This is a genomic window from Paraburkholderia fungorum (assembly GCF_046027605.1).
Lineage (GTDB): Bacteria > Pseudomonadota > Gammaproteobacteria > Burkholderiales > Burkholderiaceae > Paraburkholderia > Paraburkholderia fungorum_F.
Map to the genome: position 1 here is coordinate 66,190 of NZ_JAQQEF010000023.1, position 24,579 is coordinate 90,768.

The 24,579-nt window shown below is 62.9% G+C and carries 24 protein-coding genes and 2 tRNA genes; 10 read left to right on the forward strand and 16 right to left on the reverse strand.

Annotated elements, in window-relative coordinates:
* Nucleotides 1–90 precede the first annotated feature (90 nt).
* Nucleotides 91–2,154, reverse strand: a complete 2,064-nt coding sequence (gene ppk1 / locus PQR53_RS29510) for a polyphosphate kinase 1 (protein WP_408462132.1) — start codon at nt 2,152–2,154, stop codon at nt 91–93.
* Nucleotides 2,155–2,356: 202 nt separating this feature from the next.
* Here ppk1 and ppx point away from each other — a divergent pair, with 202 nt between their 5' ends.
* Nucleotides 2,357–3,982 (forward strand): exopolyphosphatase, encoded by a 1,626-nt coding sequence (gene ppx / locus PQR53_RS29515; RefSeq protein ID WP_408462010.1) that lies wholly within the window; start codon nt 2,357–2,359, stop codon nt 3,980–3,982.
* A 161-nt stretch (nt 3,983–4,143) separates the two neighbouring features.
* Here the strand turns inward: ppx and PQR53_RS29520 are convergent, their stop codons facing one another.
* The 5 genes from PQR53_RS29520 to PQR53_RS29540 form a co-directional block, all read right to left on the reverse strand.
* Nucleotides 4,144–4,956: a GNAT family N-acetyltransferase gene (locus PQR53_RS29520; RefSeq protein WP_408462013.1), complete on the reverse strand. Its 813-nt coding sequence runs from the start codon at nt 4,954–4,956 to the stop codon at nt 4,144–4,146.
* 202 nt (nt 4,957–5,158) lie between these two features.
* A complete protein-coding gene (locus tag PQR53_RS29525; RefSeq protein ID WP_408462016.1) occupies nt 5,159–5,617 on the reverse strand; it encodes a SixA phosphatase family protein in 459 nt (152 codons plus the stop codon).
* Nucleotides 5,618–5,814: 197 nt separating this feature from the next.
* Nucleotides 5,815–5,891, reverse strand: a tRNA-Pro gene (locus PQR53_RS29530).
* A gap of 102 nt (nt 5,892–5,993) precedes the next feature.
* Complete coding sequence (locus tag PQR53_RS29535) at nt 5,994–6,152, reverse strand: DUF3309 family protein (RefSeq protein WP_408462019.1); 159 nt, start codon at nt 6,150–6,152, stop codon at nt 5,994–5,996.
* Between the two features lie 427 nt (nt 6,153–6,579).
* Nucleotides 6,580–6,753 carry a hypothetical protein gene (locus PQR53_RS29540; RefSeq protein ID WP_179733290.1) on the reverse strand — a complete coding sequence of 58 codons (174 nt, stop codon included), beginning with the start codon at nt 6,751–6,753 and terminating at the stop codon, nt 6,580–6,582.
* A gap of 155 nt (nt 6,754–6,908) precedes the next feature.
* Between PQR53_RS29540 and PQR53_RS29545 the strand changes: the two genes are divergently transcribed.
* Complete coding sequence (locus PQR53_RS29545) at nt 6,909–7,073, forward strand: hypothetical protein (protein ID WP_408462022.1); 165 nt, start codon at nt 6,909–6,911, stop codon at nt 7,071–7,073.
* Nucleotides 7,074–7,145: 72 nt separating this feature from the next.
* Here PQR53_RS29545 and PQR53_RS29550 read toward each other — a convergent pair whose 3' ends face one another.
* Both PQR53_RS29550 and PQR53_RS29555 read right to left on the reverse strand, forming a co-directional pair.
* Entirely contained in the window at nt 7,146–8,459 is a 1,314-nt protein-coding gene (locus tag PQR53_RS29550) for an MATE family efflux transporter (RefSeq protein ID WP_408462135.1), read from the reverse strand.
* Nucleotides 8,460–8,611: 152 nt separating this feature from the next.
* A complete protein-coding gene (locus tag PQR53_RS29555; protein ID WP_408462025.1) occupies nt 8,612–8,920 on the reverse strand; it encodes a DUF2288 domain-containing protein in 309 nt (102 codons plus the stop codon).
* A gap of 108 nt (nt 8,921–9,028) precedes the next feature.
* Between PQR53_RS29555 and PQR53_RS29560 the strand changes: the two genes are divergently transcribed.
* Complete coding sequence (locus PQR53_RS29560) at nt 9,029–9,757, forward strand: pentapeptide repeat-containing protein (protein ID WP_408462028.1); 729 nt, start codon at nt 9,029–9,031, stop codon at nt 9,755–9,757.
* An 858-nt stretch (nt 9,758–10,615) separates the two neighbouring features.
* Here the strand turns inward: PQR53_RS29560 and PQR53_RS29565 are convergent.
* The 3 genes from PQR53_RS29565 to PQR53_RS29575 form a co-directional block, all read right to left on the reverse strand.
* Nucleotides 10,616–10,942: a hypothetical protein gene (locus PQR53_RS29565; protein WP_408462031.1), complete on the reverse strand. Its 327-nt coding sequence runs from the start codon at nt 10,940–10,942 to the stop codon at nt 10,616–10,618.
* A gap of 128 nt (nt 10,943–11,070) precedes the next feature.
* Nucleotides 11,071–11,796: a peptidoglycan DD-metalloendopeptidase family protein gene (locus tag PQR53_RS29570; RefSeq protein WP_408462033.1), complete on the reverse strand. Its 726-nt coding sequence runs from the start codon at nt 11,794–11,796 to the stop codon at nt 11,071–11,073.
* A gap of 212 nt (nt 11,797–12,008) precedes the next feature.
* Complete coding sequence (locus PQR53_RS29575) at nt 12,009–12,920, reverse strand: aldose epimerase family protein (RefSeq protein WP_408462036.1); 912 nt, start codon at nt 12,918–12,920, stop codon at nt 12,009–12,011.
* A 575-nt stretch (nt 12,921–13,495) separates the two neighbouring features.
* Here PQR53_RS29575 and PQR53_RS29580 point away from each other — a divergent pair.
* Both PQR53_RS29580 and PQR53_RS29585 read left to right on the forward strand, forming a co-directional pair.
* On the forward strand, nt 13,496–14,326 hold the full coding sequence (locus PQR53_RS29580) for an undecaprenyl-diphosphate phosphatase (RefSeq protein ID WP_408462038.1): 831 nt from the start codon (nt 13,496–13,498) through the stop codon (nt 14,324–14,326).
* Between the two features lie 322 nt (nt 14,327–14,648).
* Nucleotides 14,649–14,722: transfer RNA gene (locus PQR53_RS29585), tRNA-Arg, on the forward strand.
* 94 nt (nt 14,723–14,816) lie between these two features.
* Here PQR53_RS29585 and PQR53_RS29590 read toward each other — a convergent pair.
* The gene (locus PQR53_RS29590; protein ID WP_408462041.1) at nt 14,817–15,200 is read right to left on the reverse strand and encodes a DUF427 domain-containing protein; all 384 of its coding nucleotides are present in this window, start codon (nt 15,198–15,200) and stop codon (nt 14,817–14,819) included.
* Between the two features lie 85 nt (nt 15,201–15,285).
* On the opposite strand from PQR53_RS29590, the gene PQR53_RS29595 reads away from it, so the two are divergent.
* Nucleotides 15,286–15,483: a hypothetical protein gene (locus PQR53_RS29595; RefSeq protein WP_408462143.1), complete on the forward strand. Its 198-nt coding sequence runs from the start codon at nt 15,286–15,288 to the stop codon at nt 15,481–15,483.
* Nucleotides 15,484–15,568: 85 nt separating this feature from the next.
* Here PQR53_RS29595 and PQR53_RS29600 read toward each other — a convergent pair whose 3' ends face one another.
* The gene (locus PQR53_RS29600; RefSeq protein ID WP_408462044.1) at nt 15,569–15,808 is read right to left on the reverse strand and encodes a hypothetical protein; all 240 of its coding nucleotides are present in this window, start codon (nt 15,806–15,808) and stop codon (nt 15,569–15,571) included.
* 295 nt (nt 15,809–16,103) lie between these two features.
* Between PQR53_RS29600 and PQR53_RS29605 the strand changes: the two genes are divergently transcribed.
* On the forward strand, nt 16,104–16,493 hold the full coding sequence (locus tag PQR53_RS29605; protein ID WP_408462047.1) for an RT0821/Lpp0805 family surface protein: 390 nt from the start codon (nt 16,104–16,106) through the stop codon (nt 16,491–16,493).
* 82 nt (nt 16,494–16,575) lie between these two features.
* The gene (locus tag PQR53_RS29610) at nt 16,576–17,025 is read left to right on the forward strand and encodes an NUDIX hydrolase (protein ID WP_408462050.1); all 450 of its coding nucleotides are present in this window, start codon (nt 16,576–16,578) and stop codon (nt 17,023–17,025) included.
* An 84-nt stretch (nt 17,026–17,109) separates the two neighbouring features.
* Here the strand turns inward: PQR53_RS29610 and PQR53_RS29615 are convergent, their stop codons facing one another.
* Together PQR53_RS29615 and PQR53_RS29620 are read right to left on the reverse strand one after the other, a co-directional pair.
* Nucleotides 17,110–18,108, reverse strand: a complete 999-nt coding sequence (locus tag PQR53_RS29615) for a transporter substrate-binding domain-containing protein (protein ID WP_408462053.1) — start codon at nt 18,106–18,108, stop codon at nt 17,110–17,112.
* Between the two features lie 154 nt (nt 18,109–18,262).
* Nucleotides 18,263–19,972, reverse strand: coding sequence for a glutamine--tRNA ligase/YqeY domain fusion protein (locus PQR53_RS29620; protein WP_408462056.1), 1,710 nt, complete (start codon nt 19,970–19,972; stop codon nt 18,263–18,265).
* Nucleotides 19,973–20,492: 520 nt separating this feature from the next.
* Between PQR53_RS29620 and ggt the strand changes: the two genes are divergently transcribed.
* Together ggt and PQR53_RS29630 are read left to right on the forward strand one after the other, a co-directional pair.
* Entirely contained in the window at nt 20,493–22,247 is a 1,755-nt protein-coding gene (gene ggt, locus PQR53_RS29625) for a gamma-glutamyltransferase (RefSeq protein ID WP_408462059.1), read from the forward strand.
* Between the two features lie 227 nt (nt 22,248–22,474).
* Complete coding sequence (locus PQR53_RS29630) at nt 22,475–23,035, forward strand: RBBP9/YdeN family alpha/beta hydrolase (RefSeq protein WP_408462062.1); 561 nt, start codon at nt 22,475–22,477, stop codon at nt 23,033–23,035.
* Between the two features lie 13 nt (nt 23,036–23,048).
* On the opposite strand, the gene PQR53_RS29635 is transcribed toward PQR53_RS29630, so the two are convergent.
* The gene (locus tag PQR53_RS29635; RefSeq protein WP_408462065.1) at nt 23,049–24,269 is read right to left on the reverse strand and encodes a CaiB/BaiF CoA transferase family protein; all 1,221 of its coding nucleotides are present in this window, start codon (nt 24,267–24,269) and stop codon (nt 23,049–23,051) included.
* Between the last annotated feature and the right edge of the window lie 310 nt (nt 24,270–24,579).

Below are 24,579 nucleotides of genomic sequence, written 5' to 3' on the forward strand. Positions count from 1 at the left end.
AAAAAACCCGCCGTGGTGCAAACCATGGCGGGTTTTTTTATAAGCGCCGCGTGTTCAGCGGCGCGCAAACGCAAGCAGGCGCTCACAAACTCACGAACAGAATTTCCCCAGCAAGCTCATCTGCGCATTGCGCGACGATTTGCCTGGCCGCCGGCGCCGGTAGTGGCCGTCGCTTTGCATCAGCCACGCGGACTGGTTGTCGCCGAGAAACGCCGACAGGCCTTCAGCGATCACACGCCGCTTCAGGCGCCGGTTGTTGATGGGAAACGCCACTTCCACGCGGCGGAAGAAGTTGCGGTCCATCCAGTCAGCGCTCGACAGATACACCCGTTCCTTGCCGCCGTCGTAGAAATAGAAGATGCGATGGTGTTCGAGAAAGCGCCCGACAATCGAACGCACGGTGATGTTCTCCGACAAGCCCGGCACGCCCGGTTGCAACGAACACACGCCACGCACGATCAGATCGATCTTCACGCCGGCCTGTGATGCTTCGTACAACTCGGCGATCACGGTCGGTTCGAGGAGCGCGTTCATCTTTGCGACGATGCGCGCTTTCTTGCCGGCGCGTGCGTGCTCCGCTTCAGCGCGAATCGCTTCGACCAGCTTCGGATGCAGCGTGAACGGCGATTGCCACAACTCATGCAGCCTCAGTTCACCGCCAATGCCGGTCAGTTGCTGGAACACGTGGTGCACGTCTTCGCAGATTTTCTCTTCGGCGGTCATGAGGCCGAAATCGGTGTAAAGCCGTGCGGTGCGCGGATGATAGTTGCCGGTGCCGAGGTGCACGTAACGCTTCATGCGGGTCTTGCCGCCGGACGAGACGCGCCGCACGATCAGCATCATCTTTGCGTGGCATTTGTGGCCCACCACGCCGTACACGACGTGCGCGCCCACCGCCTCCAGCTGCGAGGCCCAGCTAATGTTGGTTTCTTCGTCGAAGCGCGCGAGCAGCTCCACCACCACCGTCACTTCCTTGCCGTTGCGCGCGGCTTGCATGAGCGCATCCATCAGCGGCGAATCGGTGCCGGTGCGATAGATGGTCTGCTTGATCGCCACCACGTTCGGATCTTTCGCCGCCTGCAACAACAGTTCGAGCACCGGCTGAAAGCTCTCATAGGGGTGATGCAGCAGTACGTCGCCCTGGTCGATCACGTCGAACATGTTCGCGCTGTTGGCGATCTGCTGCGGGATCGCCGGAATATGCGGCACGAACTTCAGGTCGGGCCGGTCCACCATCTCCGGCAACTGCATCAGGCGCACGAGATTGACTGGGCCGTCGGCGAAGTAGCAGTCTTTGGTGGAAAGGCTGCTTTCGTCGAGGAGGCGCCGCACGACATGCGCAGGCGTTTCCGCCGACACTTCGAGCCGCACCGCATTACCCAGATGCCGCGCCGGCAGTTCGCCCTGCAACGCGACCCGCAGGTTGGTGATTTCGTCTTCGTCGACGAACAGTTCGCTATTGCGCGTGATGCGAAACTGGTTGCAGGTGCGCACCACCAGATTCGGAAACAGCTCGCCGACAAAACGCTGCAGCAACGAGCTCAGCAGCACGAAGCCATGCGGATAGCCCGACAGCTCCTGCGGCATGCGCACGAGCCGCGGCAATGCACGCGGCGCCTGCACGATGCCCATCATCGCCTGGCGGCCGAACGCATCCTTGCCTTCGAGTTCGACGACGAAGTTCAGGCTCTTGTTGAGCACGCGCGGAAACGGGTGAGCCGGATCGAGGCCGATCGGCGTGAGCACCGGCAGCAGTTCGTCGAAGAAGTAGTTGCGCGCCCATTCGGTCTGCGCTTCGTTCCACGCTTCCGTGCCGTGAAAATAGATGCCTTCCGCTTCGAGCGCGGTGAGTACCGTGTCGTGCAGCATGGTGTACTGACGATGCACGAGCCGCTGCGCACGCTCGACCACGAGGTCGTACACGTGCTGCAACGACATGCCGTCCGGCGACAGCGCACCGGGGTTGTCGCGCATCTGTTCCTGCAATCCGGCCATGCGGACTTCGAAGAATTCGTCGAGGTTGCTGCTGGTGATGCAGATGAAGCGCAGGCGTTCGAGCAAAGGGACGGCCGGGTCGGCGGCTTGTGCCAACACGCGCTCGTTGAAACCCAGGATGCCCAGCTCGCGATTCAATAAGGGGTAGCGGATGGACATCGGCAGCGAGAATGGAATGTCAGGAGGGGAGACGGAAAGACGCTCGGAAATTCTCACAGTATGATGACGTTGTTATGACATTCTCGAAGTCCTAAATTCTACGCCGTATTCGTTGCGTGTCGTCATTATGACGCAGTGCATATGGGACCATAGGGCACCCCCTTTACTGCGAGGCGACATCGTGAGGTCCGGTACGCTTAGAATGGCGTCTTTGAACAGCGCGGCCGGCCACAAGGCGCCCAAGGCATCCGGCGGACACCCGGCGCCTTCCGCGTCGAACGCCGCCGCGCTCGCACGCATGGAGTCCGCTTACTCGATGGTTACTACCCCGCAACTCCTTGCTGCCGTCGATCTCGGCTCGAACAGCTTCCGACTGATCGTAGGCCGGGTCGAGGAAACCGACGCGGGCAGCCAGATCTATCAGGTCGACGCGTTGCGTGAGCCGGTGCGGCTTGCCGCTGGTCTGTCGCGCGACAAGATGCTCGACCGCGCCTCGCAGGTGCGCGGCTGGGATGCGCTCAAGCGCTTCGGCGAGCGGTTGCGCGACTTTCACCCCGATCACGTGCGGGCGGTTGCCACGAATACACTGCGCATCGCCAAGAACGCCAACGAGTTTCTCGGCGAGGCGCAAGCCGCATTGGGCTTCCCGATCGAAGTGATCGCCGGGCGTGAAGAAGCGCGCCTGATTTACGCAGGCGCTGCACACTCCGTGCCCGCTAGCGCGGGCAAACGCCTCGTCGTGGATATCGGCGGCGGCTCGACGGAATTCATCATCGGTTCGCACTACACGCCGATCAAGATGGAGAGCCTGTATATCGGCTGCGTGAGCCATAGCCGCGCCTTCTTTCCGGCGGGTAATGTCGACGAATACACGATGCGGCAGGCCGAGCTCGCCGCAGGCCGCGAAATTCAGATTATTTCCGCCGAGTACAAGAAAACCGGTTGGGAGCAGGCGATCGGCTCGTCCGGCACCGCACGCGCGCTCGCCGAACTGGTCGAGGCAAACGGCTTCAACGATCCGGGTATCACGCACGGCATCTCGCGCGGTGGGCTGGAGCGCCTCAAGCGCGCGCTGATCAAGGCGGAGAACGTTAATCGCCTGAAGCTGGTCGCGTTGAAGGGCGATCGCATTCCCGTGCTGGCCGGCGGCCTGTCGATCATGATCGCGGTGTTCGACGAACTCGGTGTCGATTACGTCGACACGACCGACGGCGCGCTGCGCCTCGGCGTGCTGTACGACCTGCTGGGCCGGTCGCAGCACGAGGACATGCGCACCGTGACGGTGGAAGGCTTCATGCGGCGTTACGGCGTGGACCGTGCGCAGGCCGGGCGTATCGGCGAACTCGCGGTGCGCTTTTACGACCAGTTTGTCGAGCCGGACGAGGAGCGCCGCGTCGAGAATCGCATATTCCTCGCCTGGGCCGCGGCCTTGCATGAAATCGGGCTGTCGATCTCGCACAGCGCGTACCACAAGCATTCGGCCTATATCGCGAGCAATGCCGACATGCCGGGCTTTTCGCGTACCGACCAGGCGCGGCTCGCCGCGCTGGTGCTCGGCCATGCGGGGAAACTCGGCAAGCTGTCGCAAACGCGCGAGGTGGAGTGGCCGCTGCTGTTCTGTCTGCGGCTCGCGGCACTGCTGTGCCGCCGCCGTGCGGATGTCGGCTTGCCCGGCATCGCGGTTGCGCAGGTCAACGGCGGTTACGAAGTGCGTTTGCCGAACGAGTGGGTAGCTAACAATCCGCTGACCGATTACAGCCTGATCCAGGAGGCTGCGGAGTGGGAGAAGGTTGGGATTCCGTATCGCGTGGTGTACACCGACGATTGAGACTAATGCGTTGTGCCGTGCCTCGCAGGGTCACAACCGGAAGCCGCCGCGCGATCGGCGCGGCAAATGAAAAAAGCCCGGCGGAGATGATCCGCCGGGCTTTTTTTTACCGCGTCAGTCGTCGACTCGAGTCGACTGAATGGCGGGTATTGGTGAGCCGTTCAGCGCGGCGACGCGTCGCCGAGGAAGTGCCGCGCATAACGCGCATTGATATCCGACAGACGCAGCAGCGTCAGAAAGTCAGCCGTGTTGAAATCGGGGTCCCAGGCCGGCGCGCCGCAAATCTTCGCACCAAGACGCAGATAGCCTTTCACCAGCGGCGGCGGTGCGACATCGGCACCGTTCTGCAATTCTTCGACGGGCAGCGGCGTGTGCGGAAACGCGCGATATTCCGGTGCCGTCAACGCGTTGTCGCGCAGCGCGCAGTACAGATTGGCCGCGTAGTGGCCACCGTCGACCATCGCGACGCTCGCGCAGCCGAGCATCGTCTCGTAGCCGTTGTGCTTCATGTACGCGGCGAGCCCGGCCCACAGCGACATGATCACCGAGCCGCTGCGGTAGTCCGGGTGCACGCACGAACGGCCCACCTCGACCATCTTCGCGCGCAGGTGCGTGAGACGCGACACGTCGAATTCGCTTTCCGCATACAGACGTCCGATACGGGCCGCCTGATGCGGCGGCAGCGCGCGGTACGTGCCGACCACTTTCAGCGTGTCGAGATCCCGCACCAGCAGGTGATCGCAATATGAGTCGAACGAATCGACGTCGAGGCCGGCCGGACCCGTCAGACGCGCGCCCATTTCATCGGCGAATACACGGTAGCGCAGACGCTGGGCTTCGCGCAGTTCCTCGTCGGTGCGAGCCCACGTGACTTGCAGGCGATGCTGGGCGGTGACCGTCTCTTCGGCGCGCGGCAGGCGACGCGTTTCGAAGAGCGAAGCCAGAGGCAGGGTGGGCGTCGGCAGTTCTCGCATGTGGCGTCCTGGTCGAAAAAAGGGAGATTTCTTTTTTCGCCAATGTAGTAACGCCTGGTGACGCTCGCATGGCAAAGCCATGACGATTGGATGACTGCCCGTAAGCTGTGTGCTCGCGGCTTGTAATGTCGTGGGCCGCGCGCGCCGCGTGTTCGTCGTGTGTTCGCCGTGTGTTGTTTTCGCGCGACCGGCTCGGATCAGATCAGATCAGATCGGGACTCATCGCCGCGCGCAGCACGGCCTGGTCCTCACCGTCGCGTTCACGGCTTTCGATCCACCATAGGCCGGCTTTCTTCAGCGGCCAACTCGCATTGCTGTTGCCGAGCAGGCGTGCCGCAACGTGGCCGAGCGTCGGTTGATGGCCGACGATCACGACCGTCGGCGCGATGCCTTTAGGCCAGCCGGCGGCCTTCAGCACATCGTCCACGCTGGCGTTGGGCGCGAGTTCGCGCACCACGCGATACTGGTCGCTCAGGGTTTCGGCGGTCTGGATGGTGCGCACCGCGGGACTCGCGAGGACCACGGCATCATCGGGCAGGCGGGTGCGCAGCCACTTGGCGACGTTTTGCGCCTGTTTGCGGCCTCGCGTGGTGAGCGCGCGGGCGAGATCGCTGGCGGCGAAATCTTCGGCTTCGGCGTGACGCCAGAGGATCAGATCCATGGGTGTCTCCTTGACTCTGGTTGCGGCGTGGATAACTGCGCCGGGTTGCAATCACTGTCGCATGGGCGCTCGTGAGGACGCAAGGCCGGGCGGCGGGCATCAGTCGGCACGAACCCCATGAGCCCCATGAACGCATGAAGCACAAAAGCAAAAACCCGCGAAGCCGAAGGCGACGCGGGTTTCGTATTGCTTTTTCGTGGTCGGAGCGAAAGGATTCGAACCTTCGACCCTCTGATCCCAAATCAGATGCGCTACCAGGCTGCGCTACGCTCCGACGAATCCGAGATTCTACGTGGCATTGGGTGCCAGAGTCAATCACAAATTGCGTCGGATTGGAAAAAGGCTCGGAAGGGTCCTGGAGGCTCGGTCTCGCGGGTTATATGCGTCCCATCAGCAGCAACACGATCACGATGATCAGGACGACCCCAAGCACGCCGGTCGGCCGATAACCCCAGCCGCTGCTGTATGGCCAACTCGGCAGCGCGCCGATCAGCAGCAGGATGAGCAGGATAAGCAGTATGGTTCCGACGGTCATTTGAGTTCTCCCTGTCTGGCCCTCGGAGGTGCTCGGGCCGCGTAGTCTGTTGGTTCGGCGCCTGCGCGCCGGGACGAGGGACGCGTATCGCTACGCCTCCTTGCAGGATGCTCTACAGCAAGGCATGTGCCTGAGAGGATGTGACAGGTGATGCAGGGTGGAAGGAGTGAGCGTGCAGGTACTGAGGCTGGGGGAGCAGTGAGGCTGGGAGTGTTGAGGGTGGAAGTACCGCGGAGAGGAAGTGCGCAAAGGACGAAATGCGCGAGGAATGAAGCGCAGGCGAGGAGTCCGACAGCTGGGCGGGTGGCGCGCGGCAGGCGCGTGTACGACATGCGCGTACACAGCTGACGCGAAAGCGTTGCGCGTCAGCAGGCGCTCGCGCTTGCCTGTTATGCGCAAGCGCGCGCTCAGCAGCCGGTCGATCCCCTCAATGCCGGCGACGCATCCAGTGTGGCATATGCTGGTGTGTGAACCAGTGATGCAGCATGCCTTCGCCGTCGTGTTCGCGCCGATAAGTTCTCGATTCGAAAATCGACAGCGCGAGCAGCACGAGCAGACCTATTGCAAGTCCGATCAAACCTGCGATCGATTCAGCGTCCATGGCAGTCTCCTATGACACGTAGCTGTGTCTTTATAGTAGATCACGCATCACAAAATGGCAGCCGGGAGCGTGTGACGCACGAACTCGTCGAAGGCGAATTGCGGGTAGACTTTCGGCGCTTCTTCGCCGTTATTGTCATTCTGTCTCGAGAGTCTATGAACCGCGTTTTGTTGATTGCATTGATGCTGGCTGCCGGACTCGGCGGCTGTGCCAACGACCCTTCCGGGCATCATGGCGGCACGCCGCCTAAAGATCCCGCCGACTACCACGGCGTACCCACCGACGACCGGCCGCCCGCCATGGTGCCCGTCGCGCCTTGAGGGCAGCCAGGAGAGTGGGAAGGGAAATGAAAGCGAAGCGTCGGCGCATGCACGCCGGCACCCAAGCCGAGTCTAAGCGCCGGCGCCTGCCATGCCGCGCACTACCCCCGGCAAAAAGCGCGCGAGCGTAACGCCGCGGGCGGCCATGAAGATCAGCATCGCGGCCCACAAGCCGTGATTGCCATACAGCGTCAGCAAGGCCCACGAGGCCGCCACGAACACCGCAAACGACACCACCATCGACATCATCAGCTCACGCGTGCGAGTCGCGCCGATGAACACGCCGTCGAGCAGAAAGCCCCAAACGGAGATCACCGGCAAGAGCGCGGCCCAGGGCAGATAGGTCTCGGCGGTGGCGCGCACCGCGGCCTGATCGGTCAGACGTCCGATGATCCATGATCCCGCGCCCCAGTACACCAGCGAGAAACCCAGCGCGCCGAGCGCGGACCACAGCGCCGTCACCTTGATGGCCTGCGCGAACGCGTGCCGGTCGCGCGCGCCGATCGCCGCGCCGACCAGCGCTTCGGCAGCGTGTGCGAAGCCGTCGAGTCCGTAGGCCATGAAAGTCTGAAAATTGAGCAGCAAGGCGTTGGCGGCGAGCGTGGCGTCGCCTTGTCTCGCGCCAAGATGCGCGAACCAGCCGAACGACGACAGCAGACAGAGCGTGCGCACGAAGATATCGCGATTCAGCACCACCAGCCGCTTGAGCGCGGGAGCGTCGAAGAGGGCGGCGCGGTTCAGCGCGGGCAAGCCGCGTGGCCGGCCGTGCCACAACAGCGCGGCGCCGAGTACGAAGCCGAGCGCGTCGGCCGTCGCCGTGGCCGCGCCGATGCCCGCCACGCCCCAATCGAAAACGTACACATACGACAGCACCGCCACGATGTTCACGCTGTTGATGAACACTTGCGAAAGCAGGGCCAGCCGTACCTGCTGCGTGCCGAGCAGCCAGCCGAGCACCACGTAATTGCCGAGCGCGAGCGGCGCGGCCCAGATGCGCGCGTGGCAGTAGGCCTGCGCGTGGCGCTGCACCGCTTCGCTGCCGCCGATCGCGCGCAACGCGTAACCGATCAGCGGCCCTTGCAGCAGAAGCACCGCTGCGCCGATCGCCGCCGCGAGCAACAGCGCGCGCACGACGTTGTTGCGCAACCCGGCATGGTCGCCCGCGCCGTGCGCTTGCGCGACGAGGCCGGTGGTGCCCATGCGCAGGAAGCCGAAGCCCCAGAACACGAAGTTGAAAAACAGTCCGCCGAGCGCGACGCCGCCGAGATAGGACGCACCGTCCAGATGGCCGGCGACGGCGGTGTCGACCGCGCCGAGAATCGGCTGGGTGAGATTGGCGAGGACGATTGGAAACGCCAGCGTCAGCACCCGGCGGTGCCAGCGCACCGGGACGGCGGGCGCGGTCGCGGCCGCGCCGCTTCCCGAGGAGAGCTCCTTCGAGGCGTCCTCGAGGGGACCGTCCTTCGGCGTGTCGCCCAAGCGGATTTCCTTCGGGGCATCCTTCAACGGGACTTCCTCCGGGGCGCGCGCGCTGTCGTTCAATTGCGTTCCTGCACGCACACCCATGGCGAGACGACCACCGCCCACAGATCTGGATCGCGCGCGGCGAAATCGGCGGCGGTTTCGGCCTGCACCCGTTCGACGAGGCCGGCAGACAGCCATTGCGTGACCTGCGTGGTGTCGTCGCGGGCGATGGCTTCGGCGACGCTCACGAGATCGATGTCGCGCGCGACGCGCAGCAACATGCCGCGCGCGAAAAAGCGTTCGAGTTCGCTCCAGCCGATTTTGGCGGTTTCGGCGAGCAGCGTGGCGTACAGCGGGCTATGAGTGGCGTCGTTGGAAGTCATCGTAAGCGGGTTCTGACGGGGCCGTTACTATAAACCATCGGCGTGCAGCACCAGGGCGGAGCGCGTTCCGGTACGCTCAGGATCTTTCGAAATTCATTCTGAACCTTCATGTCACTGGATTCAACGGCGCCCGATTCGGGCGCGCAAGCTCACGGGGTAATCGGTGCCACACTCGCGCGTACCGACCTCGAGCGTCTGATTGCCGCAAACATCGCGAACGGTAACGAGCCGCTCCATTTCACCGACTGCGATTTCGAAGGCGCCGATCTGTCGCGCCTCGATTTGCGCGGCGCTGAGTTTCAGCGTTGCACGATCGTCGAGACCTCGTTTTTCGGTGCAATGCTGTCGCACACCCGCTGGGTCCGTTGCCGTGGCCGCGAGGCGGATTTCGCGTCGGCCGATCTGGTCGACGCGGCGTTCCAGTCGAGCGATCTGAACAATACCAGCTGGCGGCGCGCCAAGCTTGCGTCGGCGTCGTTTCACAGCTGCAAGCTGACCGGCGCGAACTTCGAGCATGTCGCTGCGTTGGGGCTGAGTTTCGTTGAGACCTTGCTGGTGGGCGCGCATTTGCGCGGCCTGTCGTTTCGCAAGGCCACGCTGCAGCAACTCGATTTCTCCGACGCCGATCTGGCCGGGGTCGATTTCCGCGAGGCGGTCTTCGACGGCGGCAGTCTGAAGGATGCGCATCTGAAGGGCGCGCGCTTCGAGGGAGCGGACTTGCGCGAAGCTGACCTGAGCGGCGTGCGGCTTGTCGATGCAGTGCTGTTCAAAGGCGCGACGATCTCGCACCAGCAGGCGGCGGTGCTCGTGACCGAACTCGGTCTGCGAGTCATGTGATCGAAGTCTTTAGCCGGCCGATTTTAGCCATTCGGCCAGCTTGAACGAATCGATATATGTGCTTATCATCTGATTGTTGAATTCGTTAATAACAGCCGATTTTAGACTTCGCGATTTGTCGGTTGATTTGAAGATTTTTAATATATCCGCCGTTTGCGAATTTTGTTCTGAGGCAATGCGATTGCTTATTGCCATCGTTCAAATTCACTAATACATCGGTATGGTGCGTTGGCGCACTAAAGGTTCGCAATGCATAAAGCGTCTGGATCATACTGGGCGCGGCTAGCGGAAATCGGCCAGGACGCTTTCGTCAGATTTTTTCTATCGCGTACAGGCAGATGCTTGATTCATAAGGTCTTGCGAGTGAAGTATGACGTTCTGTTTTGCCGATTTTATGGCGTTTCATGTGGAACTAAAAAAGTTATTTACTCGCTTATTTCCGACATTTTTCGTTCACGTAATGCGGACTCCGTACGCCGTGTCACATTGCACGCGAAATTAATAGATTGCACTTGTAAAAGGGGGTTGTTAGATTTCGTTCTGGCGCATGGTGAACCGGTCCTTTGCCGATATGCGCCGAACCCCCGTTAGCCCGGCCTCGTGCCGGGCTTTTTTTTGTTCTGGTCATTGCTGATTCATTTCACGGTCACCGCGGATTCACACGGGGCGCGGATTATGGAAGTTACATTTTCTTTTCCATCGGTCATGACCTGGTTGATCATTTTCCTCGGCATCTGGCCGATCGCGCTCCGAGTGCTGTTCGCCTTCTCCGCGCGCATCGATCCGCGCTCCGGACGCTGGCGGCGGCGCTAGCACGGCCGCGCTCGGTCCTGCTTTCTCGCGCCTGCTGTGCTGTCTTCACTGCTTGCAGCGAACCACCATCGACCGGTTCTTGACGTTCGCGCCGAAGATGCCGCCGACCGAGCCGCCCGAGGTGGCGCCGTTATCCACGTCCTTCGAAACGACGTCGTAGCCGTAGTTGCCGCAGACCTGGCCTGCCTGCTTGTAGCACTCAGCCCAACTGGAGCTCGCGTCACTGCCGCTGCAGTTGATCGCAAAGCCCGTATCGCCGCTCGGCAGGTAGGTCATGGTGGTGGTGCTGGAACAGCCGCTGAGGCCGCCGAGCGTCAGTAGGCCGAGGCCGATCGCCGTGGCCGTTGCCACGGACGCAAATGCGCTCTTCATTGCAGATTCCTTACAGAAAAACGGGGGAAGACGTGGCACTCAGCCACGTCATGCATAGGATTGAGCGTTTTATAGCACGCGCGGTTCCCTCGGCTGCGGTTGCAGGGTGCGTGCCTGACGCTGGATGGCTAGCGCGGCGGCAGTGCCCGCGAAGGGTCGATCGAGCGGCCCTGATAGCGCAGTTCGAAGTGCAGCATGACGCGATCGGTGTCGGTGTCGCCCATTTCGGCGATCTTCTCGCCGCGCGTGACCGATTGACCTTCCTTCACCAGCAACACGCGGTTATGCGCGTAGGCCGTCAGGTACTCGGCATTGTGCTTGATGATCAGCAGGTTGCCGTACCCGCGCAAGCCGTTGCCTGCGTAGACCACCGTGCCGGGCGCCGCAGCCATCACCGGCGTACCCGCCGCCGCCGAAATATCGATCCCCTTCGAATTGCCGCCGTCGAAGCGCCGGATCACCGTGCCGTCCGCCGGCCAGATCAGGGAGATCGTCGAGGCCGGCGCGGGCGCCGGCGCAGTGTCGTTCGGAGCCGGCCGCGGCGCAGCCGACGCGCTCGCGCTGCCCGCGCCGCTGCTGCGGATTGCGCCGCCCGAAGGGCCGCCTGAAGCGCCACCACCCGGCGGCGCGACGCGCAACACTTGCCCCACCTCGATGCTGTCCGGGTTGGTCAGATGGTTCCAGCGCACGATGCTTTGCACCGACTGCCGGTTGCTGCGCGCGATCTTCGATAGCGTATCGCCCCGTTCGACGCGGTAAAAGCCTGGCCCCACCGGAGCGGACCCGCAGGCGGCGAGCACCGCCAGCAACGACGCGCAGGCGAGCCGTTTCATCATTTTTCTTCTGGTAAGCATTGGACCTCGCAAAGCGCTGCCGCGCGCCGATCCCGATCACGTGGCAGGTAGATGCAAAGCGTCCGATTCTAACGGTTTTGCGCTGCAGCATCCGAAAAACGGGCGAGGAGAAGGGCGCGCGCAGCGGGAACGCGGCAATAAGCCACGAGGCAGCCACGATGAGCCGCGCAATCCATCACATTGCGATGCGCGGCAATCCCGCCATGATCTTGCTATGCGCGCAGCTTGCTGACACTAATGCGCAGGGCGGCCGTCTCGGTTTGCCCCGGTTCGAGCCAGCGCAATCCCATGCCGTTGTGGATCGCGTCCGGCAGACCCAGCCAGGGCTCGACGCAGTAGAAGTCCGAGCCGGCGGCTTCGGTCCATGTCGTGACCGAGTACCACGGCAACGAGTCCGGCCGCTGCAGGTCGATCGTGATGAGCCGGTTCAGACCGGGCGCGTTGAGAAGCACGGGTTGGTCCGGTGCACCGACGAGGCAATGGAAGCAGTCTTGAATCCGCGCCTCGTCGAGCGTGTAGCGCGCCGCGCCCGGCTCGGCCGCGCTGATCGAGCCGTCGGCCTGCTGATAGCGCCGTTCGCTGCGCGGCAGTTCCAGCGACGTTTCGGCGCGCTGCGTATGCGGCAGCGTGAAATAGAAGTGGTGACCCGCGTAGTACGGCAGCCGCGTGTCGCCGGTATTGGCAGTGCTCAGCGTGACTTCCAGCGTATGTGGATCGACGAGCTGGTAGGCCGCTTCGAAACGGAAGCCGAACGGATAGCCGCCGCGTGTCGCGGCGCTGTCGGTGAGGGTCATGCGCAGGCCGGCGCCGTGCACATCGGCGTGGGCCTCGAACGGCAGGTCGCGTGCAAAACCATGCATCGGCAATTCGCGCACGGTGCCTTGTGCATCACGCCAGTAGCCAATTTTGCCGTCGACACGGTGCCGGCCGAGAAACGGAAACAGCAGCGGGTTGCCGCCGCGAATCCTGGCGGGCTGACTCCAGTCGGCGTTCTCGGGCCAGTGAATCACCTCTTCGCCGTCGATGATCCACGACAGAAGGCGGCCACCGGCTTGCGGCGAGAAGCGGAGCACGGAGGCGTCCTGGGCAATCTCGAGAATGTCCTGTTGCGGGGAGAGGGGCATGGTCGATGGGCTTGGTTGATAAAGGTTGAATGCGGCAAGAGAACGATTTTGCGCTGCTTTGCGCTACGGGGAAACCCTTCTCGGGAAATTGCGGGTGTCCGGAAAGCACTAACCTTGTCGATAATCCACCCACTGCCCGGTGGTTTCGACTGTCGGGCGAGACCGGCTCAGGAGGGCGTTATGGATCTCGCAATGGCAATGGGTGTGGCACTGTTCGGCATGTTTGCAGTTAGCACCGTCTACTTCTTCTACAAGCTCGAGCGCTGATTCAACCGTCTGCCCAGGTAACTGCGACCACTGCGAGGCGCCTCAGTGCGCGTCTGGCAAAGGTAGCGCACTGCAGGCGAACCACAACTTCCTCATGATCGCAGGGCAGCCGTCGACGGAGCCCGATCTTTTTCCGCGGCGTAACAACGGTTTCCAGTTGTGACGCAGCGCATCAATATTTTCCCCAATGCGGTTCAAAGGCTTGGCGCTGACTTTGCAGCCAGGCATAATCGGTGCGCTTTTGACGCGCCGTGTTTTTCCTTTTGCGGCGCGCTGTTCCCCGACATTTTCCTTACAAGGACCGCCGCGTGAACCTGTCGTTTCTGATTTTCCTGAGCGTGCTGCAAGGCGTCACCGAGCTGTTCCCGGTCAGCAGCCTCGGCCATACGCTGCTCGTGCCCGCATTGTTCGGTATGCATATCGACAAGCACGCGCCGCAGTTGCTGCCGTTCCTCGTCGCGTTGCACCTCGGCACGGCGTTCGCGCTGCTGTGGTACTTCCGCAAGCGCTGGTGCGAACTGGTGCGCGGCTTCTTCGCGTCATTCGGTGGCCGTCGCAACGACGACGCGCACATGATGTGGGCGCTCATCATCGGTACGATTCCGGCGGGCCTCGTCGGGCTGATCCTCGAGAAACGCCTCGAGCGGCTGTTTCACGATTTGCGCATCGTCGCCATCGCGCTGATCGTCAACGGTGTGCTGCTGTGGTTCGGCGACCGTCTGCAACGTTCGCGCGCGCATCGGGCGCCGGAGAAGCTGACTTTCCGTCAGGCGTTTTTTGTCGGTCTTGCGCAAGTCGGCGCATTGATTCCGGGCTTCTCGCGTAGCGGTCTGACGATGATCGCCGGCAATGCGGCTGGCCTGACGACCGAGAAGGCCGCCGAGTTCTCGTTCCTGCTGGGCACGCCGATCATCCTCGCGGCCGGCGTGCTCGAATTGCCGAAATTGTTCCATGCACCGGGCCAACTCGCCGATGCACTGCTCGGCGGCGTGCTGACCGCCATCGCCGCGTATCTGAGTGTGCGTTTTCTGATGCGCTATTTCGAAGGCCGCGGACGTCTGGCTTCGTTCGGCGTGTACTGCGTGATCGCGGGGATCGTGTTCCTCGGCTGGTTCATGCTGCACCCGCAGCCGGTTTGATTGCGTTCGATCTGTCCGCTGCCGCGCGCCTGGTGCCGGCGTGCGGCTGGCGGGTGAGAGGCGATCGGTTATAATCCGGGCCCGGCTCAACCTGCCGGGCCCGTTTTGTTTTGTTTGTTTTGTGGTCAGGCCTGGGTGGCTACCGGTCAGCGTTGCCGTGCGGCGGATCGGATTTCCAAGCCACGGCTTGGTCAGTTAGAATTTCGGTATCCCACGAACCCTGTGGCAGTGATAGTGCACAGGTTCCAATGCCCTGTATGGGTTCTCATTGCGGGCGGTGCATGGTGTACACGGTAGTCGTGCTGCATCGCCTCACGTCAATACGGCAGTAGCTCAGCTGGATAGAGCATCGGCCTTCTAAGCCGAGGGTGGGGGGTTCGAGTCCCTCCTGCCGTACTTCAAATGTCTGGCACCGCGCATCGAAGCCTCACCGCTGCGATGCGCGCTTCGCCGTGCGTCTTGCTGCACGCCTTTGCCGCGCATTCCGCCGTTATCCTGCCGGCTGCACGTCGATGGAATCGACCCGGTCCGGATAAAACGCCAGATGCTGAGCGATCTCTTTCACAGCGGCGTAGGGCGACTCGTAGGTCCACACCGCATTCACAGTCCGCTCGCCGCCAAGCGGAATGCTGTAGTACGCGCAATCGCCCTTGTATGGGCAATAGGTCGTGTGATCGGTGCGTTCCAGCAGCGTCATCTCGACGTCGTTGCGCGGAATGTAATACACCGCCGGATACGACGCCTCGCGCAGCACCAGCGCTTTGCGGGTATCCGCAATCACGCGGCCGGCCACCATAACTACCACGTGGGATGTGTCCGACTCGACCGTGATCGGATGATCGGGACCGGGGACCTTGATGGTTTTTTCAGTCATGCTGTCGAACTCCTGGATGAGTGGGCGAGCCTGCAACACGCCGCGAAGGGATTGATCGCGCCCTGCGTCGAAGCATACGCCGGTCATGAGAACGCGTCGTGTCGCCGTAGGGGTCTCGCACGCATTTCACGCATTCGTGTCCGATCGCAAACCGGGTGACAAGCCGGCCCTCGACGAGGCTGAAATCAAGGACGTGGTCGCGTTTTTGAATACGCTCACGGATGGCTATAAAGCGGAAGATCAAGTGACAAATGACGCGGGAATCGGAGCGGCCGCGAATTGATGGCGCGCATGGACTGCGCAGCCGGTTTGATTGCCGAGCGATGGCCGCGCCCCCGCTGAGGCGGCCCGTGGCGCCGCGGGTTTGGTCAGTTGTGCACGCCGGCAAGGATGTAATAGCAGCCGGCTAGCAACAATGCGAACGACATCAGCAGGCTCGCAGCGCCGACGCGTGTCAGCAGATTCGGCCAGCGTGCGCGCGGGAGGTTGTCCATTTGCACGATGCGCCGCGCAAGCCCGGGATCGCGACCAATGGCGAACGGCACCAGCGCTACGCAAAAGAGCGCGAGCGCCACGGCGAAGCTTTCTAGAGCAAATGAGATGTCCATGGGCGACGTTGGAAGCCGGGTAAGCGCCGCAGCGCAACGGGACCTATCTTAGGAAGACGCTTCATAACAAGATATGAGACGCGTCCTAAAATTCTGGGCAGCTCCGTTCGCGTCAGATCGTTGCGGCGAGGCAGCTGTGGGCGGCTGCAGACTGCGGCGATGGCTGCGAGACGCCTGCGAGACGCACATCCATGCGGTCGCTCCGAGGGCGACATGCTATGCTTTTGGGGTCCAGATCACGAGTTGCCGCGAGCGCGCTCGAGACCGCCGAACTACTCTTCGAGGAGAACCCTTCATGTCGACGCGAACCCGTGCCCTGTTTCATCTAGCCGTTGGTGGCCTGCTGCTTGGCGGCGCGCTTGGCGCACAAGCGGCCAACCTCGGTTTTCTGAACGACACGCCGATCAGCTACATGAAGCAACGCGACATCGATTCGGTCAAGAACGCCGTCCTCGCCGCCTTGAACGACAAGCAGGACGGCGAAAGCGCCAGCTGGATCAATGAAGGCACCGGCAACAGCGTCAAGATCGACGCGACGATCACCATCACCAGCACCGCGAAGGACGGCGAGCGCACCTGCCGCGACCTCGGTGTTGTCCTGAATGCGAAAGGGCAGTCGATGAATCTGCGCCCGCAGTTCTGCAAACAGGGCAGCGGTAACTGGCAATTGCAGAAAAAGCACTGAGCGTGCCGGCCGGTATGACAACGCGCGCCGGTTTGCTGGCGGCGCAGCGTGATGCCTTGCGTCTTTGCGGCGCATTGCGGCGATGAACGCGCGGGTCGTTTCGTGCGGCATCGTACTGCTCGACCCGGACGGCCGGGTGCTGCTCGCGCATGCTACCGAGACGTCTCATTGGGACGTTCCGAAAGGGCACGGCGAAGAGGGTGAGGCGCCGCACGTCACGGCGCTGCGCGAGATGGTCGAGGAGACCGGCATCGCGATCGAGGCCGGGCGTCTGCAGGATCTCGGGCTGTTCGTCTACCGGCGCGACAAGGATCTGCATCTGTTCGCGGCGCGCGCCACGGCCGGCGAACTCGATTTGAGTTCATGCACGTGCACGTCGCTGTTTCCGCGCCGCTCTGACGGCACGCTGATTCCCGAGATGGACGCCTATCGCTGGACCGCGCCGGACGAAGTCGAACGGTACGCGAGCCGCAGTCTCACACGGCTTTTTCAGACCACGCTTTCGCTTGTGGAACTGCATCGAACGCTGTAGCGGCGGGGTTGTCGTTTGGGCTGTGGTGGCCGCAACCGCAACCGCGCGCACTGCCTCCCCCATCGGCGTGGGCGGCTTACACCCTCAGTCGAGCGCGCGGTCGTTCGGATGCGCGAACAGCGTACGGTTTTGCTCCGACAGCGGAAAATTCAGATTGATGCCGTGCGGCGGGATCGGCTGCGTGAACCACTGCTGATATAGACGCTCCGCGTCGCCGGAAGTCTGGCCGCGCGCGATCACGCCATTCACGAGCGCGCGGAACGGCTCGTCGCCTTTGCGGAACATGCAGGCGTAGACCTCATAGCCAAGTGGCGTACCGGTCACCACGAAGTCTTCGGGACGCGGGTCGGTCGACTTGAAACCGTACACGATCGGCTCGTCCATCACGAAGGCCACCGCGCGATCGTCCTTGAGCGCGCTGAATGCGTCAGCATGATCGCGCACGCTCGTAATGCGCATATTCAGGTGTTTCTCGGTGTTCAGGCGGCGCAGCAGGCGCTCGTCGGAGGTGCCCGCGGTGGTCACGACCGTCTTGCCGGCCAGGTCCGGAAAGTCCGTGATACCGCTGCTCTTGCGCGCGATCATGCGCACCGCGTACTGGAAGAAGCTGTTCGAGAAGGCGGCCACGTTTTCGCGTTCCACTGTATGCGTGGTCGAGCCGCATTCCAGATCGATCTGGTTGTTCAGCAACATCGGCGTACGGTTCGACGAGGTCACGGTGATTTCGTGCACCTTCAGTTGCTGGAGGCCGAGCGTTTTCTTGATTTCGTCGACGATCTGCAGCGCGATGGTCTGCGAGTAGCCCACCGTGCCCGTGCCGTCGAAGTACGAAAAGGGAATTGACGTTTCACGCACGCCGAGCACCACCACGCCGTCGTCGTGGATTTTCTTCAACGTGCCGGTGAGTTCGTCCGCATGAGCGGGGCAGGCAAACGACGCCGCACCGAACGCGACCAACATCGCGAGTGCGCAACGCATGCTTCGTGCGGAGCGCGTCGTGCGCCGGGCAGGCGCCGTACGCGCGTGACGCATACCGCGTGCCGTGCCCCATGCACTCGCCCCGCGGCGGGCTGCAACTTTCATCAGGCCTCCCGGACTGGCGCGTGCACGCATGCCGCGCTGTCACTGTCACTGTCGATGGAACATGATGCAACAAAACGGCGTGCATCCCGCTCACGAAATGCACGCCGTATTCAGCTTCAACTTCAGATGCGCTTCGCGCTGTAACCGCTTCAGCTTACGCCGGCTTACCCCAACTGTCGCGCAAGCTGACGATGCGATTGAATACGGGCTTACCCGGTTTCGAATCGACACGGTCGGCGACGAAATAGCCATGGCGCTCGAACTGATAGCGCTGTTCCGGCAGCGTGTTGCGCGCGCCCGGTTCCAGGTAGGCGTTGACCACGCGCTTCGAATCCGGATTCAGCGCTTCGAGGAAGTCGCGGCCACCGGCGTCCGGTTGCGGTTCCTTGAACAGACGGTCGTAGATGCGCACTTCGGCCGGGCACGCGGCTGCCGCGCTGACCCAGTGAATGTTGCCCTTGACCTTATAGGTGTTCGCGCCTTCGGTGCCCGATTTGCTGTCCGGGAAGTAGTTGCAATGGACTGCGACGATGTTGCCGTTCTCGTCCTTGTCCGCGCCGGTGCACTCGATCACGTAGCCGTAGCGCAGGCGCACCTTGTTGCCCGGGAACAGGCGGAAATAGCCCTTCGGCGGCGTTTCGTTGTAGTCGTCGCGTTCGATCCACAGCTCGCGCGAAATGGGAAACTCGCGCACACCCATTTCCGGATGATGCGGGTGGACCGGCGCATTGCACTGCTCGGTCAGGCCTTCGGGGAAGTTGTCGATGATCAGCTTGACGGGATCGAGCACGGCAGCAGTGCGCGGCGCCTTCTCGTCCAGATCGTCGCGCAGCGCGCCTTCGAACACGCTCATGTCGATCCACGAATCGACCTTGGTGACGCCAATGCGCTCGCAGAACAACTGGATCGCTGCCGGCGTGAAGCCGCGTCGGCGCACCCCGACGATAGTCGGCATACGCGGATCGTCCCAGCCCTCGACATGGCCTTCGTTCACCAGTTGCAGCAGTTTGCGCTTGCTGGTGATCGCATAGGTCAGGTTCAGACGCGAAAACTCGATTTGCTGCGGCAGCGGGCGCGTGAAAATGCCGGCTTCGGCCAGCTCGTTCAGAATCCAGTCGTACAGCGGACGGTGATCTTCGAACTCGAGCGTGCACAGCGAATGCGTGATGTTTTCCAACGCGTCCGAGATGCAGTGCGTGTAGTCGTACATGGGGTACACGCACCATGTGTCGCCGGTGCGGTAGTGATGCGCAAAGCGGATCCGGTAGATCACCGGATCGCGCATGTTGAAGTTCGGCGACGCCATGTCGATCTTCGCGCGCAGCACGTGCTCGCCTTCCTTGAACTCGCCGGCTTTCATGCGGCGGAACAGGTCGAGGTTTTCCTGCACCGAACGATCGCGGAAGCGCGACGGCGTGCCGACCTCAGAGGCCGAGCCGCGGTTCGCTCGCATTTCTTCGGCCGACTGGCTGTCCACATACGCCTTGCCGCGTTCGATCAGCAGTTCAGCGAACTCGTACAGCTTGTCGTAGTAGTCGCTCGCGAAGTAGAGCTGTTCCTTGCCGTCTTTTTCCCATTCGAAGCCGAGCCAGCGCACGGAGTCGATGATCGAGTCGACGTACTCGACACTTTCCTTTTCCGGATTCGTATCATCGAAGCGCAGATGGCATACGCCGCCGTAGCTGCGCGCCACGCCGAAGTTCAGGCAGATGCTCTTGGCGTGCCCGATGTGCAGGTAGCCGTTCGGCTCAGGCGGAAAGCGCGTTTCGACGCGCTCGCCCCACTTGCCGGTGCGGTTGTCGTCGTCAATGATGTTGCGGATGAAATTGGATGCCGCTGGCGCGTTGTTGCGTTCGGTATTCATGCGAGAAGGTGAAAGTCTGTCGGGGACGCGCAATGCGCCCACTTATCCGACAATTCTACCTGACACGTTCGCTCGCGGCAGGCGAGTGCGGCGCGCAGCCAACGTTTGAGCGGTTTTGCGCGCTTTATGGGGACGGGTGGACCGTTGCAAGCTGCAATCAAGGTGCTGTAACAGGAGGTAAAACGTTTTGTTGGCGGGTGCGCTCGCGACTTAGGATGCGAGCGGCGACGGCTCCGCCCGCTGTGCGGCGATGCGAGCGGCGCATGCTTTGCGCCGCGTACGGCCGGCGTGTTCGCTCATTGATTTTTTCCCGGCGCCGCTGTGCGCCCGCCGCGCAAGCCGGGCAGCCACGCTGCCTGCTCGCGCGCCCGGCTCAACCCGTTTCGGATTGCGCTGTCTGCACCTTGTCGCGCAACTCGCAGGCAAGCCGCCTGCGCAGGCCGCCTCACCCATTGGGCCATGTTGCACGGACGCTTTCCGTTCATGCAACATGGCGCCCTCAGTTCCCGGAGTTTCTCGGATGTCCGTCCCAATCCATGACGCGCCTCGCGCGCCTTACGCTTCCTTGTCTTTCGCCCGAATCGTGACGGTTGCGGCCGTGTTCGCCGCATTCGCCGGCAGTTTCGTCGTGCCGGTTCCCGCGCTGGCGAAAACGCCCCCGCCCAAGGCTGTGCTGGACGCATCGGCCGTGGCCGTGCCGGATCGCTACAGCGCCGACACCGCGCAGCAGATCTTTGCAGCGGGCGGCAACGCAGTGGACGCCGCGGTGGCGATCGCCTTCACTCTGGCCGTGACCTGCCCGGACGCGGGGAACCTCGGCGGCGGCGGGTTCATGACGGTGTTCATGGACGGCAAGCCGTACTTTCTCGATTACCGCGAGCGCGCGCCGCAACAGGCGACCCGCGACATGTACCTCGACGATAAAGGCAGCCTCATAGCGGGCATGAGCCTCGTCGGCCATCGCGCGGTGGGGGTGCCGGGCACTGTCGAGGGCATGTGGGAAGCGCAGCAGCGCTTTGGCAAGCTCAAGTGGAAGCAGGTGCTGGCGCCGGCGATCCATTTCGCCACCGACGGTTTCCAGGTCGAGCCCTGGTTGCAGCAGCGCCACGACGAGGCGGCGAAGAATTTCGCCGGCAAGACCAACTTCGACGCTTACTTCTCCAATCTGAAAGCGGGCGTGATGTACCGTCAGCCGGAACTCGCGCAAACTCTCTCGCGCATTGCCGGCGACGGCGGCCGCGAGTTCTACGAAGGCCAAACCGCCGACCTCATCGCCCAGCAAATGTACGGCCATGGGTTGGTCACGAAGCAGGACCTGATTCAATACAAAGCCGTCTGGCGCCAGCCGCTCACCGCCGACTGGAATGGCTACAAGATCGTGACCGCGCCGCCGCCGAGCTCGGGTGGCATCGGTCTGATCCAGATGCTGAAGATGAAAGCCGATCTGAAGCCGGCGTTCGACGGCCTCGAACTGAACTCCGCGCCCTATATCCATCTGATCGCGCAGATCGAAGACCGCGTGTTCGCCGATCGCCAGCAGTACATTGGCGATCCCGATTCCTACAAGGTGCCGGTCGACAAGCTGACCGACGACGCTTACCTCGCCCAGCGCGCCGACGAAGTGAAGCCCGACGAGGTGCCGGGCGCCACGCCTGTCAAAGGCGGTCTTGGCGACGTGCAGCCGGAAAAAGCGCAAACCACGCATTTTTCCGTGGTCGACAAGTGGGGGAATGCGGTGTCGAATACCTACACGCTGAACGGGTCGTTCGGTTCGGGCGTGGTGGTGGACGGCGCGGGCTTCGTGCTCAACGATGCGATGGACGACTTCGTGACCAAGCCCAGTGCCGCCAGCGCGCAGGGTGCCACGGCTGACGACCTGAACACGGTGGCGCCGGGGCGCCGGCCGCTTTCGTCGATGACGCCGACCATCCTGTTGAAAGACAACAAAGTGTCGCTCGTGATCGGCACGCCTGGCGGCTCGCGAATCCTGACGTCGATCTTCCAGGTGATGACCAACCTGTACGACTTCAATATGACGCCTGTCGACGCGCTGGCCGCGATGCGGTTCCATCATCAGTTGCTGCCGCCGAAGACCATTTATTTTGAGCCGTATCATCCGATTACGGGCGAGCTGGCCGACCAGTTGAAAGCCAGGGGCTACACGCTGGAAGGGCAGTCGTTCAACGGCGACGTGCAGATGATTCGCGTCGACGGCACGACGCCCCAACCGGCGGCCGATCCGCGCGGCGTGGGCGTGGGGCGCGTGATGCATTGAAGGGTGGCTTCGGCTGGGCGGAAGCAAGGCTTTGCAGAAGCGAACCGCGCAGACATACTGCAGGGCGCTTGAGAGGCGCGCTTGAGAGGCGCGCTTGAGAGGCGCGCTTGAGAGGCGCGCTTGAGAGGCGCGCTTGAGAGGCGCGCTTGAGAGGCGCGCTTGAGAGGCGCATTTGCAAAACGCACTTGCGAAGTGCACTTGAGAAACGAACTACAACGGGGCGCGCGATGAGCGGACAAAAACTAAACGTACTCGTGTTGCCGGGCTATCAGAACTCCGGCGCGGGTCATTGGCAGACACGCTGGGAAGCGCTCGATCCTTCCTTCGCGCGCGTGCGGATGTCGGACTGGGACCATCCCGCGCGCGACGCGTGGTGCTGCACGCTCGACGCCGCGGTGGCCGCCGCCGACTCGCCAGTCGTGTTCGCCGCACACAGCCTCGGCTGCTTGACGGCTGCGTTCTGGGCAACGCAGTACGCCAGCGCCGCCCAGCTTGCGAAGGTGGCGGGCGCCTTGTTGGTGGCCGTACCCGATCCATCAGGGCCGCAGTTTCCGCAAGACGCCAGCGGCTTCTCGCCTGTGCCGCTCGTGCGCTTGCCGTTCGCGAGCATCGTCGTGGCGAGCAGCGACGATCCTTATGGCGGTGTGCCGTTCTCGCAAATGTGCGCGAACGCGTGGGGCAGCCGCTGGATCGATATCGGGCCGCGCGGCCATATCAACGCCGACAGCGGTCTCGGCGATTGGGACGACGGGCAGCGCTGGCTGGCCTCGCTAGGCGAGCGGCGCTGAGCCCCAGCTGGCCTCAAATCACCGACTGGTCCCGCAACGCCGCAATCCGTGCCTCGTCATAGCCGAGCACGTCGCGCAAGATGCTCTCCGTGTGCTCGCCGAGCGTCGGCGGATGGGACAGCGCTTCGGGTGGCGTACCGGTCATATTGATCGGATTGCGCACCAGTTTGACCGTGCCGCCCGACGGATGCGGCAGATCAACCTGCATGCCGCGCGCCACCACCTGCTCGTTCTCAAATACTTCGCCGAGATCGTTGATCGGCCCGCACGGCACGCCGGCCGCTTCCAGCGCGGCGATCCATTGCTGCTTGCCCTGCAGGCGCACCATGTCGGCAAGGATCGGTACGAGAATGTCGCGATGGCGCACGCGAGCAGGGTTGGTTGCGAATCGCTCGTCGTTGGCCAGTTCGGGGCGGCTGCCTGCCTCGACGAATTTGCGGAACTGCCCGTCGTTGCCGACCGCGACGATGATCCAGCCGTCGCTCGTCTGGAAAGTCTGGTACGGCACGATATTCGGATGAGCATTGCCCCAACGCACCGGCGGCTGGCCGCTTGCCAGGTAGTTCGAATTCATATTGGCCAGCATGGCCACCTGTACGTCGAGCAGCGCCATGTCGATGTACTGGCCTTCGCCCGTGCGGTCGCGGTGCGTAAGCGCGGTGAGCACGGCGATGGTCGAATACATGCCGGTCATCAGATCGGCAATCGCCACGCCCGCTTTCTGCGGGCCGCCGCCCGGCTGGCCGTCGCGCTCGCCGGTGATGCTCATGAAGCCGCCGATGCCTTGCACGATGAAATCGTAGCCGGCCCGTTGCGCATACGGCCCGGTTTGCCCAAAACCGGTCACCGAGCAGTAGATCAGATCGGGCTTCACTTCCTTGAGCGACGCGTAGTCGAGCCCGTACTTCCGCAACTGCCCGACCTTGTAATTCTCCAGCACCACGTCGCTTTGGGCGGCCAGTTCGCGGATGATCCGCTGGCCTTCGGGCGAAGCGATATCGACGGTGACCGAGCGCTTGTTGCGGTTGGCCGCGAGGTAGTAGGCGGCTTCGCGCGTGTCGGCGCCTTCCGGTGTTTTCAGGTACGGCGGCCCCCAGTGACGGGTGTCGTCGCCGACTTCGGGGCGTTCGATCTTGATGACGTCGGCGCCGAAATCGGCGAGCGTCTGCGCGCACCACGGGCCGGCGAGCACGCGTGTGAGATCCAGCACGCGGATATGACTGAGAGCGCCCATATTCTTCAATGTCTCCAATGTCGACCCGAGTTAGCGCTTCAGCGCTTACTCGGGTCCCATGCACCGCGGTCGACCCGAGTTAGCGCTTTAGCGCTTACTCTCGTCCCATGCAAGATTTGTGTGAAGCGGCGCGCATGGCGCCGCGGATGGGGGCAATCTTAAGCGATTCCCGCGCGCCGGCGCAGTCGGTCAAACGCCATAGGACATATGATGTCCCGTCCCGCGACAGGCGCGACCCGGCCAAACCTGGCCGAATGGCCAACGGGACAGGGCCGCTGCCGCGCTCGGGCGCCGATCCCGTATAATCAGT

What these genes read in the sequence shown, in the direction of transcription:
- ppk1 (WP_408462132.1), bottom strand. Translation starts at nt 2,154, where the DNA reads ATGTCCATCCGCTACCCCTTATTGAATCGCGAGCTGGGCATCCTGGGT.
- ppx (WP_408462010.1), top strand. Translation starts at nt 2,357, where the DNA reads ATGGCGTCTTTGAACAGCGCGGCCGGCCACAAGGCGCCCAAGGCATCC.
- PQR53_RS29520 (WP_408462013.1), bottom strand. Translation starts at nt 4,956, where the DNA reads ATGCGAGAACTGCCGACGCCCACCCTGCCTCTGGCTTCGCTCTTCGAA.
- PQR53_RS29525 (WP_408462016.1), bottom strand. Translation starts at nt 5,617, where the DNA reads ATGGATCTGATCCTCTGGCGTCACGCCGAAGCCGAAGATTTCGCCGCC.
- PQR53_RS29535 (WP_408462019.1), bottom strand. Translation starts at nt 6,152, where the DNA reads ATGACCGTCGGAACCATACTGCTTATCCTGCTCATCCTGCTGCTGATC.
- PQR53_RS29540 (WP_179733290.1), bottom strand. Translation starts at nt 6,753, where the DNA reads ATGGACGCTGAATCGATCGCAGGTTTGATCGGACTTGCAATAGGTCTG.
- PQR53_RS29545 (WP_408462022.1), top strand. Translation starts at nt 6,909, where the DNA reads ATGAACCGCGTTTTGTTGATTGCATTGATGCTGGCTGCCGGACTCGGC.
- PQR53_RS29555 (WP_408462025.1), bottom strand. Translation starts at nt 8,920, where the DNA reads ATGACTTCCAACGACGCCACTCATAGCCCGCTGTACGCCACGCTGCTC.
- PQR53_RS29560 (WP_408462028.1), top strand. Translation starts at nt 9,029, where the DNA reads ATGTCACTGGATTCAACGGCGCCCGATTCGGGCGCGCAAGCTCACGGG.
- PQR53_RS29565 (WP_408462031.1), bottom strand. Translation starts at nt 10,942, where the DNA reads ATGAAGAGCGCATTTGCGTCCGTGGCAACGGCCACGGCGATCGGCCTC.
- PQR53_RS29570 (WP_408462033.1), bottom strand. Translation starts at nt 11,796, where the DNA reads ATGCTTACCAGAAGAAAAATGATGAAACGGCTCGCCTGCGCGTCGTTG.
- PQR53_RS29575 (WP_408462036.1), bottom strand. Translation starts at nt 12,920, where the DNA reads ATGCCCCTCTCCCCGCAACAGGACATTCTCGAGATTGCCCAGGACGCC.
- PQR53_RS29590 (WP_408462041.1), bottom strand. Translation starts at nt 15,200, where the DNA reads ATGACTGAAAAAACCATCAAGGTCCCCGGTCCCGATCATCCGATCACG.
- PQR53_RS29595 (WP_408462143.1), top strand. Translation starts at nt 15,286, where the DNA reads ATGAGAACGCGTCGTGTCGCCGTAGGGGTCTCGCACGCATTTCACGCA.
- PQR53_RS29600 (WP_408462044.1), bottom strand. Translation starts at nt 15,808, where the DNA reads ATGGACATCTCATTTGCTCTAGAAAGCTTCGCCGTGGCGCTCGCGCTC.
- PQR53_RS29605 (WP_408462047.1), top strand. Translation starts at nt 16,104, where the DNA reads ATGTCGACGCGAACCCGTGCCCTGTTTCATCTAGCCGTTGGTGGCCTG.
- PQR53_RS29610 (WP_408462050.1), top strand. Translation starts at nt 16,576, where the DNA reads ATGAACGCGCGGGTCGTTTCGTGCGGCATCGTACTGCTCGACCCGGAC.
- PQR53_RS29615 (WP_408462053.1), bottom strand. Translation starts at nt 18,108, where the DNA reads ATGAAAGTTGCAGCCCGCCGCGGGGCGAGTGCATGGGGCACGGCACGC.
- PQR53_RS29620 (WP_408462056.1), bottom strand. Translation starts at nt 19,972, where the DNA reads ATGAATACCGAACGCAACAACGCGCCAGCGGCATCCAATTTCATCCGC.
- ggt (WP_408462059.1), top strand. Translation starts at nt 20,493, where the DNA reads ATGTCCGTCCCAATCCATGACGCGCCTCGCGCGCCTTACGCTTCCTTG.
- PQR53_RS29630 (WP_408462062.1), top strand. Translation starts at nt 22,475, where the DNA reads ATGAGCGGACAAAAACTAAACGTACTCGTGTTGCCGGGCTATCAGAAC.
- PQR53_RS29635 (WP_408462065.1), bottom strand. Translation starts at nt 24,269, where the DNA reads ATGGGCGCTCTCAGTCATATCCGCGTGCTGGATCTCACACGCGTGCTC.